This window comes from Streptomyces sp. TAA486 (assembly GCF_000426165.1).
The window spans coordinates 145064-165627 of record NZ_AUEV01000013.1 but is presented as its reverse complement, the minus strand read 5'-3'; the positions used below and the strand labels follow the sequence as shown (position 1 = coordinate 165627).

Here is a 20564-nt window from a genome sequence, read left to right as displayed (position 1 = left end):
CGCCTCGATCGGCCGGATCCGCCGCGAGGGCGCATAGGGGCACTGCGGGGGGCGCACGCGCAATTGCCTGGGCGTGACGGGTAATTGCACACTGCGCTGTGGTGTCCGGTCGGTGGTGCATCGCCTGAGACACGGGCATATGTCCTGGGCAGTGGTCATCCAATGTCGTCCTGAGGGGGATACATGACCGCCCGGCCTCTGGTCGCTCGGCAGCCCAACGAGAAGCTGCAGGCACTCATCCAGGAAGCCAACTGTTCCAACGCGGGGCTCGCACGGCGGGTCAACCTGTGCGGGATGGAGCACGGACTGGATCTGCGGTACGACAAGACCTCGGTGGCGCGCTGGCTGCGCGGTCAGCAGCCACGCGGGCGCGCTCCCGCCGTCATCTCGGAGGCACTCGGCCGCAAGCTGGGGCGCACGGTCACCCCGGAAGAGATCGGGATGTCCGACAGCCGCAACAAGGCCTCCGCCGTGGGCCTGCACTTCGCGCCGACCGTCGCGGCAGCCGTCGAGCAGGCATGCGAGTTGTGGCGCAGCGACGTCGGAGGACGCGGCCTCGTCGGCGGCACCACCGTCACCTCGTCGGCGCTCGTCGAGCCCAGCCGGGACTGGCTGATCACCGCCCCCGACGAGCAGGTGGCGCGCAGCGCGGGTACTCGCGTGGGGGCCTCGGACGTGGCTGCCGTGCGCGCGACCACGAATTCCCTCTCCCAGCTGGACCACCGCTTCGGCGGCGGCCATGTGCGTCCCGTCGTCGTGCACTACCTCAACAGCGTCGTCTCCGGGCTGCTCGTGGGCTCGTACCGGGAGGCGGTGGGCCGTGCGCTGTTCGCGGCCGCCGCGCGGCTCACCGAACTCGCCGGCTACATGGCCGTCGACACGGGCCGGACGGGCGTGGCGCAGCGGCACTTCATCCAGGCACTGCGGCTGGCACAGGCTTCCGGTGACCGTGCCTACGGCGGATACGTGCTGGCCGCGAGCATGAGCCATCTGACGGCCTTCCTCGGAAATCCCCACGAGGCCGTCCAATTGGCGCGCGCGGCACAGGAGGGGGCCCGCGGGCACGCGACGCCGCGCACCGAGTCGATGTTCTGCGCGGCCGAGGCGCGCGGTCACGCACAGCTGGGGGACGCACGGGCCTGCCAGGAGGCGCTCGGCAGGGCGCAGTCGGCGATGGAGCGTGCGGACGCCCGCGATCCTCAGGACGATCCGGTGTGGATCTCGCATTTCGACCGCGCCTACTTCGCCGACGAGTTGGCCCACTGCCACCGTGATCTCCAGAGGCCGGGCGATGCGGCGGAGAGGGCCCACGAGTCGCTCGCGTCCCACCACGACAGCCGCGTGCGGCGACGGGCGATCGGGACCTTCCTTCTGGCATCGGCGCAGCTGCAGAAACGTGAGCTTGAACACGCATGTCATACCGGCACAAAGGCGCTGGAAATCCTCACAACTCTCCGCTCGGGGCGCGGTGTCGAGTACCTGGACGACTTCCGGCGCCGACTTGCGCCGTTTGTGAAGGAGCCGGTCGTGCGAGATTTCACGGCACGACTGGAGGGTGCGACGGTCGGGTAAGTGCGCGTATCCGCCGGTTTGTTCCATATCCGAGGTGAAGGGTTGGTGTCGCCCCATCAGGCGCGTGGTCGCATTCCTGGGCACCCGGTAGCGTGACCCGTCGGTTCAGGTAGGCAGTTGATTGATCTAGGAGCCCCGGTGACAGCGCACAGCGGACGTGGACAGGGCGACCCGCCCCTCTACGAGGGTGTCGTGCTGCCGGCGAACGGCGACCCGTGGACCCCTGAACAGCAGCGCCAGGTCGACCGTTCGCACAGCCAGCCGTCCGCGGGGCAGCCGTGGGGTGAGCCCTGGGGCCCCGAGTCGCAGGCCGAGCCTTGGGGCCCGGAGTCGCAAGCCGCCGTGGCGGCGGGGGACCCGTACGGTCCGTCCCTGCCTCCGCCGCCGCAGTCACCGCCTCCGCCGCCCGCGCAGCCGCCCTACATACCGCCGCAGCAGCTATCGGCTGCGGCCTACGTGGAGGAGGCGGGCCCCGGGGCGGGCGGAAGACACGGCGGCGGTGAACAGCCGCCGCCGCACGGCGTCCCGTCAGCTGATCTGCCTCCGGTGCAGCCGCCGCAGGCGGTGGGCAACGACCTGCCCCCCATGCAGGGGCCGCAGGCACCGCAGGCACCGCAGGCACCGCACCCGCCCGCACCGCACAACGGCCAGGCATTCGACGGGAACGCGCAGTTGCCGCCGCAGCAACCGCAACAGCCGCTCGCCGGCCAGCAGTTCGCCCAGGGCCCCGGTCCGATGCAGACCTTCTCCTCCCAGCAGGGCGTCTCCCAGGCCATGCCGGCACCCTCGGCGTCCGCGGCGCCTCCCGCTGCCGAGTCGGACGCCACGCAGTTCATCCCGCCGGTCACCGGTGCCCCGCCCCAGCCCGGCCAGTACCAGGGCGTGCAGGCGCCTCCGGCGATGGACGCCGATGCCACGCAGATGCTCCCCCCGCAGACCGGCCAGGCCCCCGTCCGGGACCCGGAGTCGACGGCGCAGCTGCGTACGCCGCTGCCGCCTGAGGCACCTGCCGGCGGTCAGGGTGGTCCCGGCGACAGGCAGCAGCCGCCTGCCGGGTTCGAGAGCCTCTTCCGGTCGGAGCCCGGATCGGGCCCCGGAGGGCGCGGCGACTCCGGCGAGCAGGGCTCCACGCAGAGCCTGCCCCTCTTCGACCACGCGGCCGCCCGCCAGCGCAACAGCGGAGTGGGTGGTCTGGGCAAGGCCGGAGGCCGAGCCGGCCCCGGTGCTCCCGGTGGTCCGGCCGGGCCGTACGGCCCCGGCGCAGGTCAGAGTCCGCAGAGTGGCCAGTGGGAACCGCAGGGGCGCGCCGCCCGCCGCAACGCCGAGCGGAGCGCGCTCTCCCGCATGTCCCCCGGCATCCTGATCGGGGTCGGTGTCGCGGTCGTCGCCGGGGTCGGCATGGTCGCGGGTGCCGCCCTGAGCGGTGGCGGCGACGAGGACAAGAAGTCGGGAGGCAAGTCCTCGACCGCACCGGCCAGTCAGAAGTCCGAGGGTCCTGACCCCGTCGAGGCACAGGCCAAGGAGCTCGACAAGCTCCTCGCCGACAGCAACAACAGCCGTGCGACGGTGATCCGTTCGGTGGAGAACATCAAGTCCTGCAAGAAGCTGGGCCAGTCCGCCAGTGATCTGCGGGCCGCCGCCGACCAGCGCAACAGCCTCGTCACCCGCCTCGGCAAGATCGAGACGGACAAGATCCCCGCCAACGCGCAGCTCAAGTCCGCGCTGACGCAGGCATGGAAGGCCTCCGCCTCCGCCGACAGTCACTACGCGGCGTGGGCCGACCAGACCTCCGGCAAGAAGGGCTGCCGCAAGGGCAAGGCGCGGACCACGGCACACACCGGCCTCGGCGCCCGCTCCAGCGGCCAGGCGACCGCCGCCAAGAAGAAGGCGGCGGGACTGTGGAACCCCACGGCCAAGAAATACGGCCTGAAGGAGCGTCAGGTCGTCCAGCTCTGAGCGGACGGCCGAGGAGTCGTGGACGCCGGACGCGGCACGGGGCCGGCGGGCGTCCGCGGTGAGGCGACCGAGCGGTCAGGTCAGGACGACGGTCCGTTCTCCAGCGTCTTCTGTACGTCGACGAACCCGTCGTGCACCGTCGTCAACCTCCCCTCGCGCACGCGCTGGTAGGTCACCTTCGTGTTGACGATGCGCGGGAAGTCGCGGGCGGCGAGCATGTTGCCGTAGGTCCAGTTCAGCTTCGGTGTCAGACCGCCGGTGTCGACGGCGCCGCGTGTGTCCAGCGTGTTCCGCACGGACTTGGCCGTGACCTCTTCCTCGCCGAGGGACTCCATCACCCGCTGCAGCACGGTATAGGCGATCCATGTGGTCTGCACGCCCGGGTCCGTGGGGTCCACGCGGTTGTCGCCGAAGGCGTGTTCCCCGATGACCTTCTTCATCGGCTTCCAGCGCGGGTCGTCCGCGGCCGGGTACCAGCCTGTGGCGTACGCGCCCTCGAGCGGGCTCGCCTGCCCGCCCGACCTGTCGACAAGGGACTGCTGGAGGCTCCCGAGCACCGACGCCGTGCGCACCGGCGGACTGTCCTTCTGCACCCGCCTGAACGAGTCGAAGAAGGTGTCCGTGCGTCCGCCCAGCACCGCGGTGACGCACGGCACGTTCGTCCGGCGGCCCTCCACCGATGTGCCGAATGCCGCGGCGCCCTGGGCGTTCGCGCTGTTCAGGGCCCTGCGTGCGTGACGGGCATACGCGAAGGCGTCCTCCGGAGCCCGTACGTCCGTGACCGGCCCCGCGCCGCTGTGCGCCAGACCCGCGTTGATCAGCCTGGGCAGTTGGTCGCCCACGCTGGTGTCGGGCCGCACCAGCGAGACGTGCGAACAGCCACCGGCGGCGAGCTGGCGGCCGTTCCCCGCGACGAGCGCGGGCAGGCCGCCGTTGACCGGGTAGGACAGCGGGCTGCTGAACTCCTGGTCCGCGACTCCGTAGCCCCCGATGTACGGGATGCCGGCACGTTCGAGCGCCGACATGTACGCGCGGCCGTACTGGCTGTAAGAGCCCACGACCGCGACCACGCGTTCCTTGAGCGCTCGCGACGCGCAGTGTGCGGCACGCACGGTGTCGTTGTGGTCGTTGCAGGTCAGCACCCTCAGCCGGTGGCCGTTGATGCCGCCTCGTGAGTTGACCCAGCGCGCGTACGCCTGAGCCATCGCGGGCATGCCCGGCATGTTCGTCGCCTTGGTGCCCTGCGGCGCCCACGTCATGACCGTGACCGTCTCGTCGTCGCCGGTGCCCGGTATCACCCCGCAGCCGCCCAGCAGCATCACGCAGGCGCTCGCAGAAGCGACGGTGGCGGACAGGGCGGGGCGGCGACGCCGTGCAGTCATGTGGCGCACGCTGCCGTCCGCTGCCAAACGCCTGGGCCCCGGTGCGTCAACTGCAGATGACACGAGGGTGAAGACCGCGTCCACGTACGGCCCAGGTGAGCGAAACGTATCGCGGTACGTAACGAAGTGGGCAGGGAGTGCGCAACTGTGTCCGGAAGTGTTCTCTGCCGCAAGATTCCGTGAGGGCTTCCCGTGGCGGCCCTCGGTCCACCACCATGGGCACCATGCCCGTCCATGACTTGCCCTGGTGGCGCTGGCGCAGCAACGTGCGTTCGGCGCTGCACATGCTCTCCGACCCCGCCTTCCAGCAAGACTGCTGGGCGACGGGCCGCCCCGGCTTCGGCGACGTCACCGACGCCGTGTACCGCCTGGTCGAGGACACCTGGCTGGACAACTGGTCCGCCGAGAAGTATGTCGGCACGATCTTCCGCGACTCGCAGGAAGCCGCCCTCGTCGACACTGCCGTGCTCCGGGTGCTGCGCATAATGCACCAGGTCGGGGCGGATGCCCCCGTCGTCTCCTACATGGAGCACCACGGCTGGCCCGAAGCGGTACGTGCGGCGCGCGACGCACACGTAAGGCTGGCGACGAACGACGCCGAGAACCCGGACGAGCCGCCCCGCTCCCTGGACGTGCTGGCGATCATGCAGCACTCGGTCTGAGGAACGCAGGCCGGCGGTCGGGAGGGCACGTCGAGCTGTGCAAGGCTTGACCTCATGAGCGAGCCGCACGCCGATGCCGACAGCACACAGCACGACCCCACCTCCCTCACCGGAGGCATCGCCGCCGCACGGAAGCGCGGAGGCGACGGGGTGCGGGAGGAGTACATCCTCACGCTGTCCTGCCCGGACAAGAAGGGCATCGTGCACGCCGTGTCGAGCTATCTCTTCATGACCGGCTGCAACATCGAGGACAGCCAGCAGTTCGGCGACCACGACACGGGCCTGTTCTTCATGCGCGTCCACTTTTCCGCGGACCCGGGCGTGACGGTGGACAAGCTGCGCGCGAGCTTCTCCGCGGTCGGCGACTCCTTCCAGATGGACTGGCAGGTGCATCCCGCAGCCGAGCGCATGCGTGTCGTGCTGATGGTCAGCCGCTTCGGCCACTGCCTCAACGACCTGCTCTTCCGTTCCCGCAGCGGAGCCCTGCCGGTCGACATCGCGGCCGTCGTCTCCAACCACACCGACTTCGAAGGGCTCGCGGGTTCCTACGACGTCCCCTTCCACCACATCCCCGTCACGAAGGGGAGCGAGGAGAGCAAGCAGGACAGCGAGGCCGCGCTGCTGCGTCTCATCGAGGAGGAGAACGTCGAACTGGTCGTGCTGGCCCGCTACATGCAGGTCCTGTCCGACAACCTGTGCAAGCAGCTGCCCGGCCGGATCATCAACATCCACCACTCGTTCCTGCCGAGCTTCAAGGGCGCACGGCCCTACCACCAGGCGCACGCCCGTGGCGTCAAGCTGATCGGCGCCACCGCGCACTATGTGACGGCCGAGCTGGACGAGGGCCCGATCATCGAGCAGGAAGTGGAACGGGTCGGCCACGAGGCCTCACCGCAGCAGTTGGTGGCGGTGGGACGAGACGTCGAATGCCAGGCGCTCGCGCGGGCGGTCAAGTGGCACAGCGAGCACCGGGTGCTGCTGAACGGGCACCGCACCGTCGTCTTCGCCTGACGCACGGCACCGGATTCCGCCGGGCGCTCAAGGACCCTGCGGCGGCGGGGACTCAGATACGCGAGAGCGAGGCCGCCGCGAACAGGACGTCGCGCACCGCCTCCCGGTCGCCGTCCTGGCCGGCGGCCGTCTCCAGCGGAGGTACGTGACCGGCCACGAGCTGGCAGAACTCGTAGCGGTCCAGGGCCACATGGGCCACCGCGTCGCCCGGACCGACCGAGGCCGCGGGGGAGTCCAGAGGGATGTACCAGTCGCCTCCGCCGTCGCCTTCAACCTCCAGATGCAGGGCCCGCCCCGGGGCGCCCGCGGTGGTCAGCCGCCTCGACGCGGTGGACAGGCCGGCACGGCGGCGCGAGGCGATCGTCCCGGGCAGCAGCCGCGCGGCCAGGTCCACCATGTGATGCATGTGCCGGCCCTGCGGCGGTGCGTACGGGTAGTCGATCGCGTCGGCGATGTCCTCGGCGTGCATCCAGCACTCGAAGGCCCGGTCGAGAAGAGCGTCGCGGACCGGGAGGGTGAAGTCGCCGTAGAAGACGTCGAGTCCGGCGACGCCGCCGCCCGCGAACGACGCGGAACGGAGCATGGCGTGGCCCTGCTCCCGCCACGGCTCGCGGGCGCTCGGCGTGCGCAGTACGTCCGTGTCCGCGCGCCAGAACTCTTCCGTGCGCGAGGCGGGGCAGGACGGGAGGAGAGGAGCGGCTTCCTCCGGCGCGGCGCTCCCGGTGCGGGCGTCCAGCGGGTCGGGCAGGCCCAGCGCGGTGGCCACCAGGCCGTCGACGGCGTACAGATGGGCGATGACCCCGCCGACCGTCGTCTCCCGCTCGGCGTGCTCCCGCCCGTCGAACCAGCGCAGCAGGACGGGCGCGAGCCATTCGGCGTCCGCCATGTCCCGCAGCAGGGCGTCGAGCCGGGAGGTCTCCGCGTCGTACGGAGCCGCCCAGTCGGGCAGGGGCACCTGTGGCGGGCGCCGTCCCATGCAGCCCTCCAGCACCTGCGAACGCAGCGTCGGGTCGAGATCCAGGCTGTCCTCGGGGTGCAGCAGACCGACGGCGTCGCGCAGGCGCAGCGCCTCGTCCGCGCACGTCCCGCAGTCGCTCAGATGTCCTTCGACGGCGGCTGTCTCCTCGATGGAACACGCGGAGAGGGCCCAGGCGCCGAGCAGCGACTTCAGCACCCGGTGGTCGAACTGCGCGGGCAACTGCTCAGCCGGCTCGGGCCGTCCGGCGGACGCTGCCTGCCCAGCCGGCTCGTGAGGCGGCCCTGAGGGCCGCTCCGGCCACGCGCCGGACGGCTCGCGCGGCTCGTACTGCCTCGGCACGTCCGGGAGTTCGGCGGGCGCACCGGGCGGCGGTGCCTCCGGCAGGTCCGTGCCGAACGGCGAGTCCTCTGCGGGACTGCGGGGAGGTGGTATGCGGTGCGCACCTCCGCCCGGGCACTCGCTGCCGGCGGTGCCGCTGCCGTTGCCGGTGGCGCCCGTACCGCACGATCCCGGATCGCCGTCTCTGGGGCCGCCGTTGTCGTCCGGCTCCTCGTGGCCGCCGGGGAACTGTCCGTACGGCCCGTTCACCGGGAACGCCCGGGGCCGTTCGAGTGCGCCGGCATCGGGTGGCTCGTGGCCGACGACAGCAGCTGAAGGCCCAGCCGCAGCCGCCGCCGTGCCTCGTCCTCCGTCACGCCCAACTGCCGTGCCGTCTGGCGGTAGTCGCGGCGCTGGAAGTACGTCAACTCGAGCGCAGCGCGCAGCGAGGAGGGCATCGACGTGACGATGTAGTCCGCGCGCGCGGCCGTCGACGCGGCGCGCACCTTCTCCTCGATCTGCTCCCGCCGCTCCGGCGAATCGGGGGACTGCGGCCCTTCCTCACGGTGCTGTCTGCGCAGCCGCCCGGCCGCGATCTCCTGCGTGACTCCCGCTATCCAGGAGCGCATCGGGCCCTTCTTCGGGTCGTAGGCGTGCGGGTTCTCCCAGATGTAGCCGAACACGTCGCGCGTGGCGCGGTCGGCTGCTGTCTCGTCCTCGAGCACACGGTGGGACAAGCTGTGCACGAGCGAAGCGAAACGGTCGTACAACTCGCCCAGCGCCGCGGCTTCACCTCGCGCGAGACGTTGCTGCATCTTCCGGTCCCAGCGCGGTGGTGTCTCGTTCGCCATCGTGACTCCCAGCCGAAATCCGTGCCTCCCCCAGAGCCTTCGGCCTGGGATGCCCCCATTGCCGTGCCCGCCGCCGTCCTGTCGCAAGCCGGCACCTCGAATGTAGTGCGAGGGGCTGACAACGCACGGCCCTTTGCGGCAATGTGCTGCCAGTGCTGATCGCTGATGGTGTCGATCCCGTCACGTTGCGGTATTGCTCAGGATGTATCGACGCGCGATCACACCCGAAAATGCCAGGGAGTTATGCGGGTATGACTGCGACCATTGCGGGGGAGAACGGCCATCGAGCGCATAGGCTCTGGTTACTGGCTCGTTTTGACCGTGGGGGGCCGGGCAGCCGCACAGGGAAGGGAGCGTTCCGCAACGTGCGCAGGGCCCGGGCAGGTGTAGTCGAGCGAAGGGGATACGAGGACGTGTCGTTGAAGGTGTCTGAGGAGGAACGGGGGGAGTGGGCCGTTCTCCGGGTCTCCGGAGAGATGGATCTGGTCACCTCACCCGCCGTACGGCAGCACGTGCACGACGCGGTTGCCGAAGGCCGGCGGAGCCTCGTCCTCGATCTCTCGGAAGTGCTTTTCTGTGATTCCAGCGGTGTGGGCGTCCTGATCGCCTCACGCCGGCTGATGCGGTCCTGCGCCGGGCAGTTGCGGCTGATTCTCCCCGCAAAGGGTGCCGAGGACGGCTCGCATGTGAACCGCGTGCTGGCCGCGCTCGGAGTGCGCCGTCTCTTCGACTGCTATCCCGACCTCTCGACCGCCACACAGGAGACGGCTGCCGGTCCCCTCTCCGCCTGAGCACCCCTCCGCCAGGCCTGCGTTCGCGCCTTGTCGCGCCCGCGCCCCAGCCCGAGACGAACCGCCTTCCGGGCGAACTCCCGGCTGCTCGCGCCTGCCCCGGCCCCTTCGCCGGATGCCCTTCAGTGCGTCGCGCTCGCTCCCGGCTGCCCGCCGAGGGACGCCTTACGTCACGTACATCCGTGAAGCACCCCTCCGGGCGATGCCGCACAGTATGCAGCACCACTACTCCTTTGCGCCGGAATATGCCTGAAGCGCTTGTTGCCCCAACTATGCGTCAATCATGCTGTTCCCAGAGTTCACGGTCCGTGATCTCTCGAAAGCGCGTGGCGATGTGCTCGCCAGTTTCGGACGGAGTCAGCAGTGCGGGTGCTTCAGATGCAGTTGGAGATCGGGGAGGACCCGGCGGAGGTGGGGCGCGCACGCAGGTGGGCCAGGTCGAGGCTGGCCTGCTGCGGCATCGGCAGCGACGAGGCGCTCGCGGAGACGCTTCTGCTGCTGGTCTCGGAACTGGTGACCAACGCCGTTGTGCACGCGGGCACTCCGTCGGTGCTGCGCATGGTGCTGCCCGGCCGCCACACGCAGGGTGCCGTCCGCGTCGAAGTGGCGGACCTGAGCACATGCCCGCCCCGGCAGCGTCACACCGACGGCGAGGACACCAACGGCCGCGGTCTGGAGCTGGTTTCCGGCCTCGCGGACCGCTGGGGCTGGCAGCGCGAGGGCTTCGGCAAGCGCATCTGGTGCGAACTGGACCGTTCCGGCGGCGGTCAGGGCTCCCTCGCCGCCCTTTCCGGCCTGCCCGCCGAGCAGTTGACGGTGGGCTTGGTGAGCAGTGCGGACGGGGGCTTACTCGCGTAGCACCGCAGCCGTGGGCCCGCGATAGCGTCCGGCTGAGACGCGCTTGATGAGGAGGGGTGCGTGCGATTCGCGCTGGACGCACTGTTCGCCGACGTGCCCGCGGAGCAGGTCGCTGACGCTCGTGACTTCTACAGGTCGAGGGCGGCAGGCCGTGGCCCCGGCTCGCTGGAGGAGTTGAAGGAGGCACGAGCGAGGAGGCCGGTTCCTCGTGCCGCCGATCCGCCGGCAGTCGAGGAGACGGTCGGAGCGGCGGAAGCGCGCGTCCCCGTAAGGATCTTCACGCCTGTCGACGGTCCGCCGCGGGGCGTGCACCTCGACATACACGGCGGCGGCTTCTTCATGGACTCCGCGGCGCGAGGGGACGTCAACTCCCGGCTGCGCGACCGGATCACGCAGCCGTAGGGAAACCCGGGCGGCGCCGCGCCCTCAGGCCGCCGTTCCGTCCACGCTCGCGCTGCCCGCGGCGACGGCCGGCGACGGACCGGCACCCCGGACCCTGAAGGTGCGCCTGTAGGCGCTGGGTGAGACGCCGAGCGCCGCCTGGAAGTGCAGCCGCAGAGAGGACGGCGAGCCGAAGCCCGCGTCCCGTGCGACGTTCTCCACGGACAGCGGGCTGCTCTCCAGCAGATGCCGCGCACGCTCCACGCGCTGCCGCGTGAGCCACACCTGCGGGCTCGTCCCGGTCTCCTCGCGGAAGCGCCGCGTGAACGTCCGTACGCTCATGGCCTCCTGCTCCGCCAGCTCGCGCAGGTCCACCGGCCTGTCGAGGTGCCGCAGAGCCCACGCGCGGGCCGTGCCCGTGGTGTGGACGCCCGGCTGCGGCACCGGACGCTCTATGAACTGGGCCTGGCCGCCGTCCCGGTGGGGCGGCACGACGGTGCGGCGTGCGACCGAGTTCGCGACATCGGCGCCGAAGTCCTCGCGCACCATGTGCAGGCACAGGTCGATGCCGGACGCGACGCCCGCCGAGGTCAGCACGTTGCCGTCAGCGACGTAGAGCACGTCCGGGTCGACCTCGATGCCGGGGTGCAGCCGCTGGAGGCGCTCGCAGGAGGCCCAGTGCGTCGTCGCGCGCCTGCCGTCCAGCATCCCGGCCGCGGCCAGCACGAACGCACCCGTGCAGATCGACGCGATGCGGGTGCCGGGCCGGATCGAGGCCAGGGCGTCGGCCAGCGCCGGTTCGAGGCGGCCGCTGGCGTAGGGCTCGTCCAGCTCGTGCGACGCGGGCACGATCACGGTGTCCGCCTCGGCCAGGGTCTCCGGGCCGTGGGCGACGTGGACGGTGAAGTCCGCGTCCGTGCGGACGGGCCCGGGCGTCACCGCGCACGTGACGACCTCGTACAGCGGCTTCCCGTGCTCGTCCCAGGAGCGGCCGAACATCCGGTGCGCTATGCCGAGTTCCATCGGCAGCAGGCCGTGCCGCACGAGCACGGCGACACGGTGAAGCCCTTGGTGGCGGAAGGCGCTCGACGTCATGGCCCGATCCTCGCACAACGTGGCCTTCGGGCCACTCGTGCGCCGGTGACCCCCGGCGGAGGCTGATTCAGTGACCGAACGAGCGACCGAACGAGCGACGGGACCGGCGAGCAAGCCGGCGCCGCAGCCAGAGACCGAACCAGACATCGAGACGGGCACGGAACCGCAGACCAGGCCCACGTCCCTTGCCAAGGGACCCGGCGCCGAGGGTGAGGGCCGCACACCAGCCCCGCAGCGACGCGCCCCGCGCGTGCACCGCGCCTGGTGGGTGGCGGCCGTGTCGTTCGTCGCGCTCGTCGGCGCGGCCGGGTTCCGTGCCACGCCGAGCGTGTTCATCGATCCGCTGCACTCGGAGTTCGGCTGGTCGCACAGCACCATCTCCGCCGCCGTCTCCGTCAACGTCCTGCTCTACGGCCTCACTTCACCCTTCTCCGCCGCCCTCATGGAGCGCTACGGCATCCGCCGCATCGTCTCGGGGGCGCTGCTGCTGATCGCCGCCGGCAGCGGTCTGACCGTCTTCATGGACGCCACCTGGCAGCTCATCCTGTGCTGGGGTTTCCTCGTCGGGCTCGGCACGGGCTCCATGGCGCTGGCCTTCGCCGCGACGGTCTCCGGCAGGTGGTTCATCGAGCGCCGCGGCCTGGTCAGCGGCATCCTCACCGCGGGCGGAGCCGCCGGGCAGCTGGTGTTCCTGCCGCTCGTGGCGCTGCTCGTCGAGGGTCCCGGCTGGCGGGTGGCCTCGCTCACCGTCGCCTTCGCCGCGCTGGCGGTGGTGCCGCTCGTACTGATCGTGCTGCGCGACCGGCCGGAGGACGTGGGGCTGCTCCCGTACGGGGCGGGCCCGGGCTACGTCACGCCGCCGACCCCGCCTCCCGGTGCCGCGAAACGCGCGCTGCGGGCCCTGTACGACGCGGCGCACACCAAGGTCTTCTGGCTGCTGGCCGGCACCTTCGCGGTGTGCGGCGCCTCCACGAACGGGCTGGTCGGCGTGCACTTCGTACCCGCCGCGCACGACCACGGCATGCCCGTGCCCGCCGCCGCCTCGCTGCTCGCCGTGATCGGCGTCTTCGACCTGGTGGGCACGGTCGCCTCCGGCTGGTTCACCGACCGCTTCGACGCGCGCAGGCTGCTCGCCGTCTACTACGCGCTGCGCGGTCTGTCGCTGCTCTTCCTCCCGATGCTCTTCGCGCAGAACGTACGGCCGTCGATGCTGTTCTTCATCGTCTTCTACGGGCTCGACTGGGTCGCCACGGTGCCTCCCACCATTGCCCTGTGCCACCGGTACTTCGGCGACAACGGGGCGATCGTCTTCGGCTGGGTCCTCGCTTCGCACCAGGTCGGCGCGTCGATCGTCGCGTTCCTGACGGGCCTGGTGCGGGACACGTTCGGCAGCTACGACGTGGCCTGGATCGCCTCGGGGGCACTGTGCGGCACCGCGGCGCTGATGGCACTGGTGATACGTGGACGGGGCGGGCCGGAGGCGGAAGCTGCGCGCGCCGGAAGCGCCTAGAGGGCCCCGCCCCGGAACGTGACGCGGTAGGCGCGTGGCGAGACACCCAGCGCCGTGTGCATGTGCTGCCGCAGCGAGGCTCCCGTACCGAAGCCCGACCGTGCCGCGACGGCGTCCACCGGCATGTCCGTCTCCTCCAGCAACTGCCGCGCCCGCTCGATGCGTTGCCGAGTCAGCCACTGCACGGGGGTGAGCCCGGTCTCCTCGCGGAAGCGCCGCGTGAACGTCCGTACGCTCATGGACTCCTGCGCAGCCAGCTCGCGCAGCGACAGGGGACGGTGGAGATGACGGAGTGCCCAGGCGCGGGCGGCGCCCGTGGACGAGCGCACCGAGGGCTCCGCGACCGGACGCGGCACGAACTGGGCCTGGCCGCCCTCCCGGTGGGGAGGGACGACGGTCGCCCTGGCGACGTCGTTGGCGACCGCCGCGCCGTGGTCGCCGCGGATCATGTGCAGGCACAGGTCGATGCCCGCTGCCTCGCCGGCCGCGGTGAGTACCTCGCCCTCGTGGGTGTAGAGGACGTCCGGGTCGAGGTCGACGTGCGGGAAGAGGCGCCGGAAGTCCTCGGCCGACTTCCAGTGCGTCGTGGCCCGCATCCCGTCCAGCCATCCGGCGGCGGCCAGGACGAACGCGCCCGTGCAGATCGAGGCGATGCGCGTGCCGGGGCGGCGAATGCGGCTGAGGGCCTCGGCGAGCGGGGCGCCGAGGCGTCCCGTCGTCTCCGGGTCGTCGTCCTCGTGGGTGGCCGGGACGATCACGGTGTCCGCCTCGGCCAGGGCTTCAGGGCCGTGCGCGACGTGGACGGTGAAGTCCGCGTTCGTACGGAGCGGGCCGGGCGTGACCGCGCAGGTGACGGTCTCGTACAGGGCGGCGCCGCCCTCCGCTGCCCCTTCCGGGCTCCTCGCGGCGCCGAACATCTGGTGCACCAGCCCCAGTTCGAGCGGCATCACCCCGGGACGCACCAGCACGGCGACCCGGTGCCGCCCGTCGCCGTGGAACGGGGCGCCGGTGCGCGGCGCGGGGGAGGTCGAGCCAGACGGCGAGGGGGACACGACGGTCATGGCCAGATTCTTCCACATGCTGGCCATCTGGCCACTCGTTCGGCGACAGCGGACGGCGCAGCATCGAGCCATGAAGGTTCTCTGGATTTTCGCCCACCCCGAGCAGCGCTCCCTCAACGCGTCGCTCCTGCGGGAAGGGCTGCGCGAGTTGACCGCGTACGGGCACGAGACCCAGGTCTCCGACCTGTACGCGATGCGATGGAAGGCGGTCCTGGACGCCGCCGACGTACGCCCGGCAGGGACCGGCGCGGGCGACGCGGCCCGGCTGAGCGTCGGCGCCGAGCAGGAGCGCGCGTACACCGCGGACGAGCAGAGCGAGGACATCCGCGCCGAGCAGCGCAAGATCGCCTGGGCCGACACCCTCGTCTTCCACTTCCCGATGTGGTGGTTCGGGCCGCCCGCCATCATGAAGGGCTGGTTCGACCGCGTACTCGTCCAGGGGTTCGCCTTCGGGCTGCGGGGCCCGGACGGGCGCACCCTGCGCTACGGCGAGGGCGGCCTGGCGGGCAAGCGCGCGCTGGTGATCACCTCGGTCGGCTCCCGCGAGCCGGGCTTCGCTCCGCGCGGCATTCACGGATACGTCAACGACGTGCTGTGGCCGCTGCTGCACGGCACCTTCTGGTACACCGGCATGGCCCCTCACCGGCCCTTCGTCGTGTACGGGGCGGACCGCCTCACCGACGAGGGCCACCGGGAGTACGCCGACGCCCTGCGCGAGCGGCTGCGCTCCCTGCCCGAGGCGGAGCCGCTCGCCTTCCGCAGCGAGAACGGCGGCGACTACGACGAGACCCTGACGCTTCAGGCGTGGATCGAGCCCGGTGCCGCCGGTCCCGCCGTCCACGAGGTGTGCGCGTGAGCCGCTGCCGTCCCGGGGCCTCAGCCCCGGCCGGTGCGCCTCAGGCCGCCGCCCGCGTGACCGCCTTCGCGATCCGGCGCGCGTCCAGCGACAGCTCCCTGAGCATTCCGCTGAGCGGGTTCGTATAGCCGATGAAGTAGAGCCCGGGGGCCTCCGGGTGGGTGCGGCGGCCGTGCGCCAGCGGGCGGCCGGTCTCGTCGAGCACGCCGAGGTGCCCGACGAGGTCCTCGAGTCCGCGCTGAAAGCCGGTCGCCGCGATGACGACGTCGGGGGCGACGGCCGAGCCGTCGGCGAGCCGGACCTTCTCCCCGTCGAAGGACTCCACCGCGGCGACGGGCTCGACCTTGCCCTTCCGCACGGCGGCGATCAGCCCCACGTCCTGCACGGGGATCGCCCCCTGCCGGGCCCGGGTGTAGAGCCCGGTGTCCGGCCGCGGCAGGCCACGAGAGGACAGGTCCGGGATGGCGATCTTCGCCATGCGTGCAGCGAGGCGGTCCACCAGCCGCGTGGGCAGGCGGCGGCAGAGGATGCCGTTGGCCTGAGCGGGCCAGCCCAGGGTGGAGCGCCGCACGATGTGCGGGACGGTGCGTATCGCGAGCCGCACGTGCGCGGCTCCGCCGGCGGCGAGGTCCGCGGCTATCTCGGCCCCCGTGTTCCCGGCGCCGACGACGAGCACGTCCTTGCCCTCGTACGGCTTGGCGTTGCGGTAGCGGGAGGCGTGCAGCAGGTCGCCCTGGAAGCTCTCGCGTCCGGGCCAGACCGGGATGCGCGCGGTGTGGTTGTAGCCGGTGGCCACGACGACGACAGGCGTGGTCAGCCGCCGCCCGCCGTTCGCGTGCAGCACCCAGTCCTCGCCGCTGCGCTCGATCGTGTCGACCTCGACGCCGGTGGCCACTTCGATGCCGAAGTGCTCGGCGTAGCTCTCCAGGTAGCTGACGAAGTCGTCGCGTGCCACCCAGCGTCCGTACGAGCGGGGTATCTCGAGTCCGGGCAGCGCCGACCAGCCGCGCGTGGTGTGCAGCCGCAGCCGGTCGTAGTGGGCGCGCCAGGACGCGGCGACCGACGGGGACTTCTCGAGCACGACGGTGCTGATGCCGAGTTCGTGGAGTGCGGCGGCGGTGGCCAGCCCGCCAGGACCGGCGCCGATGATGTGAACGGGAACCCCGTCGTCAGTCATGGGCATGACGGAGAGTTTAGTGCTGGTGGCGCGGTGTTCCCGTCACGGAAGCGTCACGGGAAGAGTACGTGGAGGCCGCTGTCGGCGAGGTACGGGCGATTGCGGGAGATCGCGGAGAAAGCGCGGAGACGGAGAGCGATCACCGTCTCCGAGGGGAGAGGGAGAAACGTTTTTCGGGGTGCTCAGAGGAAACGGTTCATCTGGTGGGCTTGCGGCCCGTCACACCGAGGTGGACCAGCATCGCCAGATTCGGCTTCAGATCCGCCTGCTTGACGCCCCACGTCTGGAAGCCCTTCTGATGGCCCGCCACGGAGGCCAGCATCATCACGAGGGCGCCGGCCGTGGCCGCCGGATTGACATCCTTGTCCACCCGGCCCCTGGCCTGCAGATCCTTGATGGAGTCGGTCAGCGGCTGGTTGACGGAGTTCAGGACCTTCATGCGGATCTTGTAGAAGCGCTTGTCGCCTTCGGCCGCACCCAGGTCGATGACCCGCAGGATCGCGTCGTTCTTGCGCCAGAACGCGAGGAATCCGTCGACGAACTCCTCGGCGGTGCGCCAGCCGGACTTGCCCGCCCACGAACGGTCCGCCACCAGATCGCTGAGCGCGGCGGCGTCCTTCGTCATGGACTCGGCCAGCTCGAGGACCGCGCCCTCGACGTCCGGGAAGTACTGGTAGAAGGTCGCCGGGGACGTGCCCGCCCGCCGGGCGACATCAATGACCTTGACATCGCGATACGGCGACGAGCTGAGCATCTCGCCGAGGCAGTCGAGCAGCTTCTGCCGCGTCGCCTGTCCGCGGCGACCCGCCACTCGCCCGTCGACGGTTCGAACTTGTCCTGTCATGCCGTCAGCTTATCGACGGGGAACGGGCGCGCGATTCGGCCGCATCCAAAGGGATGGCACCCGCCGTGATACGGGGTGGGTCCCGGCCGTCAGAGCGGGCAGACGTACATGACGGGAGACGGGGCGGGAAGCGGGACGGGAGCGGGGCGGAAGGTTGCACAGACGGGCGGACCGGAGGGCAGAACACTGTGCGTTCGATCCATCGGCCTGCGCGGATTCCAGAACGCGGCTAGCGTGCCGTACGAGTGGAATCGTCCGCACACGCCGGGGGGCGGGAGCAGAACAGAGGCAGGGCGGAGCAGGGGAGGCAGACGGGCCATGGCCGTACGGGCAGAGACATCCGCCGCGGGCGGACGGCGGCCTCGCCGGGCCGCGCCGGTGACCTGCGGGCCCGCTTCGGCGGGTACCGCGTGAGGGGCCGGCAGCCGCGCGGTGAACACCGGGTTCGCCCCGTACAGACCTGCGCGAGGACTGGAATGAAGCCTCGCGCTTCGTTGTTTGGCCTGCGCAGACCCGCAGGGGTGGCCCCCGGGTTCGCAACCACCGCCTTGGGCAGGAAGAATCAGCCTGTGGACCGCGTGTCCGGTACGGCAGTGAGAAGCTGCACGGGGCGGGGAGTCGAGTGGCCCCGACGGGGAGGTGGCAGGTAAGTGGTGGAGCAGCTGACGCAGCACGATCCGCGACGGATCGGCCAGTTCGAGGTGCTCGGCCGACTCGGCGCCGGGGGCATGGGGCTGGTCTATCTCGCGCGTTCGGCGTCCGGTCGGCGTGTGGCGATCAAGACGGTGCGGACCGAGCTCGCCGAGGATCAGCTGTTCCGTGTGCGCTTCACGCGTGAGGTCGAGGCCGCGCGCGCAGTCAGCGGCTTCTACACCGCGGCCGTCGTGGACGCCGACCCCAGGGCCGCCGTGCCGTGGCTCGCGACGGCGTTCGTACCGGCGCCCTCCCTCGAGGAGATAGTCAACGAGTGCGGACCACTGCCGGTGCAGGCCGTCCGCTGGCTCGCGGCCGGAGTCGCCGAGGCGCTCCAGTCCATTCACGGTGCCGGGCTCGTCCACCGCGACCTGAAGCCCTCGAACGTCCTCGTGGTCGAGGACGGACCCCGCGTCATCGACTTCGGCATCGCCTCCGGTGTGTCGAACACCCGCCTGACCATGACGAACGTCGCCGTCGGCACGCCCGCGTACATGTCTCCCGAGCAGGCACGGGACTCCCGCAGCGTCACGGGCGCGAGCGACATCTTCTCCCTCGCCTCCACGCTGGTCTTCGCCGCCACCGGGCACGCGCCTTTTCACGGCGCGAACCCGGTGGAGACGGTCTTCATGCTGCTGCGCGACGGCCCGGACCTGGAGGGATTGAACGAGGAGCTGCGGCCGCTCATCGACCCGTGCATGCGCATGGCGGCGGAGGAGCGTCCCAGCCCGGCGGACATCCAGTCCCAGCTCGCCCCGCACCTCTTCTCGTCGGGTGGCGACGACAGCGGCACGGCCTCGGCATGGCTGCCGGCGGGGGCTGTGGCCCTCATCGAGCGCAAGCGCGGAGCACGCCCCACGCCGAGGCGGCCCGCCCACCGTCAGGACGGGCCGCCGGACGGCGGGCCCGACGGCGGTGCCGCACAGCCGGCACCGTCCGCCGCCCCCGCTCCTCCCGCCGTCACACAGGCACCGCCGGCGCACGCCGCAGGCGGAGGAGGGCGCCGGGGCGGGCCCCGGCACGCCATCCCGGCCGGTCCGGGAGGCCCTTCCGCCGTCGGGTCGATCGCGTCGTACCCCGCTCACTCGGCACAGGGCGGCCGCGCGGACCGCTCCGCCCAGGCCGCGGCACCCGTCCAGCCGGCCGAGGCGCCTTCGTCGCCCGACGCCGCGGACGGTGCTCCCATACGGCTGCCCGGCTCGCACGTGCCCATCGGGCCCGGGCCACGCCGCTCCGAGGACGCACGCGCCGAAGCCTCCGGTCCCGCGACCGGCTGGGTCCGGCCGCCGAACGGTGCACCGGTCACCGGAGGCGGAGCGGTGGCGCCCGCACCCGGCGCGGGTGGTGAGGCGTCTCCGCCTCCTCTCGCCGGGCCGACCGGAGCGGTCCCGCCGCCCGGCGCCGTCGGTGAGGCCTCCGCGGGCCAGTCGCAGCCGCAGCGCTGGCGTCCGTGGCGCTTCCGGATGTCGAACGACGTGTGGGGCACGCCTGTCGTCGCCGACGATCTGCTCTATGTCACCTCCTTCGAGGTTCACGCCCTCGACGTCACCAGCGGACGCCGGCAGTTCAGGACGCGCGAGGTGGCCTGGTCCATGGCCGTCTCCGGCGGACGTGTGCACGCTTCCGACGGCCCCAGCCTCTACGCGCTGGACGCACGCGACGGCTCTGAGCTGTGGCGGCTGGCGACCGACGGCTGGGTGTTCTCGCTCCAGGTCGACCGCGGAACCGTCGTCACCGGTACGCGTGGCGGCGGCGTACAGGTGTGGGAGGCGTCCAGCGGCGAGAAGCTGTGGGAACTCGGCGGCGCGCAGACCGAGTTCGAGACCCGCGAGGCCGGTCCCTCGGTGCACGAGGGCACGGTCTACACGTGGGGCGAGGGCCGCCTGTTCGCGCTGGAGGCCCGTACGGGCGCCGAGCGCTGGTCGTACCCCGTCGGCGACGCCGCGGCCACCGGCGGAGTCCCGCTGCGGCTGACCCCGGCCGAGGACGGCGTGGTGTACGTGTGCGCGGGCGCCCGCGTCCACGCGCTGGACGGCGTCAGCGGCGCGGAGCGGTGGCGCTTCGAGGCCCCCGCGGCCTTCCTCAGCCCACCGGCGTTCGTGCAGGGCCCCGCGGTCGCGGGCGGCGGCGTGTACCTCGCCGACTACCTCGGCACGGTCTACGCCCTCGACGCCGTCACCGGTCAGGACCGATGGCGGATCGCGACGGAGGCCCGGCACTCGACGGAGCCGGTCGTCGTCTCCGACGGGCTCGTACACCTGGGCAGCGGCGGCGCGCTGTACACGCTGGACGCGGTCAGCGGTACGCCCCGGTGGCGGTTCGCCGCCGCCGGCGACCTGGTGGGCGCGCCGGTCGTCGCGGACGGACGTGTGCACTTCGGCTCGGCGGACCACTGCCTCTACACGGTCGACGCCGTGGGCGGCCAGCTCCGCTGGAAGCTCGCCACGGGCGGCGAGATCACCGGGTCGCCGGTGGCCGACCGCGGTGTCGTCTACGCCTGCAGCAAGGACCGCTGCGTCTACGCACTGGACGCCGAGAAGGGCACCGGGCAGGCTCGCCAGGCCTGA

The 20564-nt window shown here is 71.7% G+C and carries 16 protein-coding genes and 1 pseudogene; 10 read left to right on the top strand and 7 right to left on the bottom strand.

Annotated elements, in window-relative coordinates; all coding sequences use genetic code 11:
* Positions 1–183 precede the first annotated feature (183 nt).
* Positions 184–1572: an NsdA family TPR-like regulatory protein gene (locus I004_RS0118260; protein WP_028436681.1), complete on the top strand. Its 1389-nt coding sequence runs from the start codon at positions 184–186 to the stop codon at positions 1570–1572.
* Positions 1573–1710: 138 nt separating this feature from the next.
* Positions 1711–3528: a hypothetical protein gene (locus I004_RS0118255; protein ID WP_051345149.1), complete on the top strand. Its 1818-nt coding sequence runs from the start codon at positions 1711–1713 to the stop codon at positions 3526–3528.
* An 80-nt stretch (positions 3529–3608) separates the two neighbouring features.
* Here the strand turns inward: I004_RS0118255 and I004_RS0118250 are convergent, their stop codons facing one another.
* Positions 3609–4910, bottom strand: coding sequence for an ABC transporter substrate-binding protein (locus I004_RS0118250; protein ID WP_028436679.1), 1302 nt, complete (start codon positions 4908–4910; stop codon positions 3609–3611).
* A gap of 215 nt (positions 4911–5125) precedes the next feature.
* On the opposite strand from I004_RS0118250, the gene I004_RS0118245 reads away from it, so the two are divergent.
* Both I004_RS0118245 and purU read left to right on the top strand, forming a co-directional pair.
* Positions 5126–5572 carry an SCO4402 family protein gene (locus I004_RS0118245; protein ID WP_028436678.1) on the top strand — a complete coding sequence of 149 codons (447 nt, stop codon included), beginning with the start codon at positions 5126–5128 and terminating at the stop codon, positions 5570–5572.
* Positions 5573–5626: 54 nt separating this feature from the next.
* Entirely contained in the window at positions 5627–6583 is a 957-nt protein-coding gene (gene purU / locus I004_RS0118240) for a formyltetrahydrofolate deformylase (protein WP_078511397.1), read from the top strand.
* A gap of 52 nt (positions 6584–6635) precedes the next feature.
* Here the strand turns inward: purU and I004_RS0118235 are convergent, their stop codons facing one another.
* Together I004_RS0118235 and I004_RS0118230 are read right to left on the bottom strand one after the other, a co-directional pair.
* Positions 6636–8150, bottom strand: coding sequence for an MDMPI N domain containing protein (locus tag I004_RS0118235; RefSeq protein ID WP_486580097.1), 1515 nt, complete (start codon positions 8148–8150; stop codon positions 6636–6638).
* A complete protein-coding gene (locus I004_RS0118230; RefSeq protein ID WP_028436675.1) occupies positions 8147–8731 on the bottom strand; it encodes a sigma-70 family RNA polymerase sigma factor in 585 nt (194 codons plus the stop codon). Before I004_RS0118230 ends, I004_RS0118235 begins: the two co-directional genes overlap by 4 nt.
* 413 nt (positions 8732–9144) lie before the next feature.
* Between I004_RS0118230 and I004_RS38265 the strand changes: the two genes are divergently transcribed.
* From I004_RS38265 to I004_RS0118215, 3 genes and pseudogenes are all read left to right on the top strand, one after another.
* On the top strand, positions 9145–9522 hold the full coding sequence (locus tag I004_RS38265) for an STAS domain-containing protein (RefSeq protein WP_028436674.1): 378 nt from the start codon (positions 9145–9147) through the stop codon (positions 9520–9522).
* A gap of 363 nt (positions 9523–9885) precedes the next feature.
* A complete protein-coding gene (locus I004_RS34665; RefSeq protein ID WP_051345148.1) occupies positions 9886–10380 on the top strand; it encodes an ATP-binding protein in 495 nt (164 codons plus the stop codon).
* 60 nt (positions 10381–10440) lie between these two features.
* Positions 10441–10755: pseudogene (locus I004_RS0118215) on the top strand (alpha/beta hydrolase); the annotation flags it as partial.
* Between the two features lie 51 nt (positions 10756–10806).
* Here the strand turns inward: I004_RS0118215 and I004_RS0118210 are convergent.
* The gene (locus I004_RS0118210) at positions 10807–11856 is read right to left on the bottom strand and encodes a helix-turn-helix domain-containing protein (protein WP_028436672.1); all 1050 of its coding nucleotides are present in this window, start codon (positions 11854–11856) and stop codon (positions 10807–10809) included.
* 70 nt (positions 11857–11926) lie between these two features.
* Here I004_RS0118210 and I004_RS34660 point away from each other — a divergent pair, with 70 nt between their 5' ends.
* A complete protein-coding gene (locus tag I004_RS34660) occupies positions 11927–13366 on the top strand; it encodes an MFS transporter (RefSeq protein WP_486580096.1) in 1440 nt (479 codons plus the stop codon).
* Here the strand turns inward: I004_RS34660 and I004_RS0118200 are convergent.
* Complete coding sequence (locus tag I004_RS0118200; RefSeq protein ID WP_051345176.1) at positions 13363–14313, bottom strand: helix-turn-helix domain-containing protein; 951 nt, start codon at positions 14311–14313, stop codon at positions 13363–13365. The two genes, I004_RS34660 and I004_RS0118200, sit on opposite strands and share 4 nt — an antisense overlap.
* 184 nt (positions 14314–14497) lie before the next feature.
* Here I004_RS0118200 and I004_RS0118195 point away from each other — a divergent pair, with 184 nt between their 5' ends.
* Positions 14498–15283, top strand: coding sequence for an NAD(P)H-dependent oxidoreductase (locus tag I004_RS0118195; protein WP_028436670.1), 786 nt, complete (start codon positions 14498–14500; stop codon positions 15281–15283).
* A gap of 40 nt (positions 15284–15323) precedes the next feature.
* On the opposite strand, the gene I004_RS0118190 is transcribed toward I004_RS0118195, so the two are convergent.
* Positions 15324–16466 carry a flavin-containing monooxygenase gene (locus tag I004_RS0118190; protein ID WP_037976743.1) on the bottom strand — a complete coding sequence of 381 codons (1143 nt, stop codon included), beginning with the start codon at positions 16464–16466 and terminating at the stop codon, positions 15324–15326.
* 190 nt (positions 16467–16656) lie between these two features.
* Positions 16657–17304 (bottom strand): TetR/AcrR family transcriptional regulator, encoded by a 648-nt coding sequence (locus I004_RS0118185; protein WP_037976740.1) that lies wholly within the window; start codon positions 17302–17304, stop codon positions 16657–16659.
* 650 nt (positions 17305–17954) lie between these two features.
* Between I004_RS0118185 and afsK the strand changes: the two genes are divergently transcribed.
* Entirely contained in the window at positions 17955–20564 is a 2610-nt protein-coding gene (gene afsK / locus I004_RS0118180) for a protein serine/threonine kinase AfsK (RefSeq protein ID WP_028436667.1), read from the top strand.